Source organism: Bradyrhizobium niftali (genome assembly GCF_004571025.1).
Taxonomy (GTDB): Bacteria; Pseudomonadota; Alphaproteobacteria; order Rhizobiales; family Xanthobacteraceae; genus Bradyrhizobium; species Bradyrhizobium niftali.
Genome location: NZ_SPQT01000106.1, coordinates 1 through 2,202, shown reverse-complemented (window position 1 = coordinate 2,202; position 2,202 = coordinate 1). Strand labels below are relative to the sequence as shown.

Annotated in this window: 1 protein-coding gene and 1 pseudogene; one reads left to right on the top strand and one right to left on the bottom strand. The window is 56.5% G+C overall.

Annotated features, from left to right (window positions below; all coding sequences use genetic code 11):
* Nucleotides 1-186: pseudogene (locus E4K65_RS46570) on the top strand (hypothetical protein); the annotation flags it as partial.
* A gap of 62 nt (nucleotides 187-248) precedes the next feature.
* On the opposite strand, the gene E4K65_RS46565 reads toward E4K65_RS46570, so the two are convergent.
* A partial coding sequence (locus E4K65_RS46565) for a PHA/PHB synthase family protein (protein ID WP_347340994.1) occupies nucleotides 249-2,202 on the bottom strand: 1,954 nt, incomplete at its 5' end.

The following is a 2,202-nucleotide window of genomic DNA, read 5'->3' as shown; positions in this document are numbered from 1 at the left end:
AAGTATTTGAAATCCTTTACACTCTACGTGGACGATCGGGAGGTCTATACCAAAGAGATTGCCGAGGCGCTGGAGGCGGACTTGCAACCGCTCGCCACTAGCGGGCTGATCACGCGAATATCCAAGTACGATACCAATCCCGCCAACAATCCTCAGTCGCCGCAGCGCCCCCGCGAGCGGGGCTAGCCCTTCCGCGAGAGCGAGCTCTGATTTTGCGCATAGTCGCGATCTCGACCGCTTCCCGCAACTTACGAGGCGATCGATCTCACGCGGACGTAAGAGCCAGGCGCGTTTTCGATAATCGCTAGTGCACCGCTACCGGGTTCGCGGGCTGGAACGCGGCCTGCATCAAGTGGCGTTACCCATTCGTCCCAAAGCGGCCACCACGACCCTTGATGAGGCGCGGCGCTGGCGAACCATTCGTCCGGACTGGGCGGCAAATTGTCGTTCGTCCAATGGCCATATTTGGTGCCGGGCGGGCTGATCACGCCAGCCATATGGCCCGCATCGGCTAAAACGAATTTGATCGGCCCGGAATACAAGCGTGTCGCGGCATAGGTCGACTTCCATGGCGCAATGTGGTCTTCGCGCGCAGCTAGAATGAAGGTCGGAGTCGTGACCTTCGAAAGATCGATCGGCACGCCCGCCAACGTGATGCCGCCGGGTTTTGCCAAGAGATTTTGCTGATACATTCCACGCAAATAGAACGAATGCATCGCCGCGGGCATGCGCGTCGGATCGGAATTCCAAAACCAAAGATCAACGGGCACCTGCTCCTTGCCAAGCAGGTAGTTGCTGACGACGAAGGACCAGATCAGGTCATTGGCGCGCAACATATTGAACGCTGTCGCCATCTCTTGCGCGTCCAGATAGCCGCGCTCGCGCATCCGTCTTTCGAGAGACGCCAGCTGCGCCTCGTCGATGAAGACGGCGATATCCCCGACGTCGGTAAAATCGACAAGCGTCGTGAAATAGGTGGCGCTTGTAATTCGGTCGTCGCCCTTCGCGGCCGAATATGCCATTGTCGCGGCGAGCAATGTTCCGCCGAGGCAATAGCCAATTGCGTTGACACTATGCTCTCCGGTCGCAGACTCGATTGCGTCCAGTGCCGCCAAAGGCCCCTCGAGCATGTAATTTTCAAGGCCCTTTTTGGCGAGCTTCCCATCGGGATTTACCCAGGAGATGGCGAAGACCGTATGCCCCTGATCGACGGCCCATTTGATGAAAGAGTTCTTCGGCTGTAGATCGAGAACATAGAACTTATTGATCCATGGTGGCACGATGAGGAGTGGCCGCACGCGAACTTCTCTTGTCGACGGCGTATATTGGATTAATTGCATGAGCTCGTTTTGGTAGACGATCTTTCCTGGAGTGGTTGCGATGTTTTCGCCGAGGCGGAACGCCTTCATGTCGGTGGTCGTAATCGCAAGGCGGCCATTGCCGCGCTCCAGATCGGCAAGAAGGTTCTCCAGACCACGCAGCAGGTTCTGCCCACCGGACGCAAGGGTTGCGGTGAGGACCTCCGGATTGGTGGCGACGAAATTGGAAGGTGACAAGGCATCAACGAACTGGCGGGTGTAGAAATCGACTTTGCGAGCCGAGGCCTCGTCCATGCCTTTGACTTCGCGGATTGCAGAAAGAATCGACTCTGCCGCGACGAGATAATTGTCCTTCACGAAGTTGAAGATAGCATTCTCACTCCAGTCGGGATGCTTGAACCGTTTGTCTTTTGAGGCATCGGCCTCGCGTGCACGCAGCATGAGCATGCGTTCCGCAGTTTTCTGCCAGATACCCAGCGTCTTGTAGAATAGGTCAATCTGGGCGCCGGCGACTACCACCGGATCGGTCATCATCCTCGTCATGAGTTCGAAAAAATCGAACCCGAGCGTTGACCTGTTGCCTATGCCGAATTTAATCGCGTCCGATTGATAAGACACGAAGCAGCGCATCAGTACTTGGCTTTGTCCCGCGATGTTCCGCAGTTGCGCTGCAAGCGCAATTGGATCCCAGTTGAACTGCATCCGTTTGTCGGCCATCGTTTTCCCCTGCTGCAGGCCTGTACTGTGCAGCTTGGGTCGCGTCCAAAAGATTAACACCTCACCGGACGCGATTGGAAAACGTATAGACTCGATTTCGCTGTCTGGCCGATCCCTTGCGGTGTACCCAAAACGAAGTACCGCGGTCGTCGCGGCTACGAGCGGC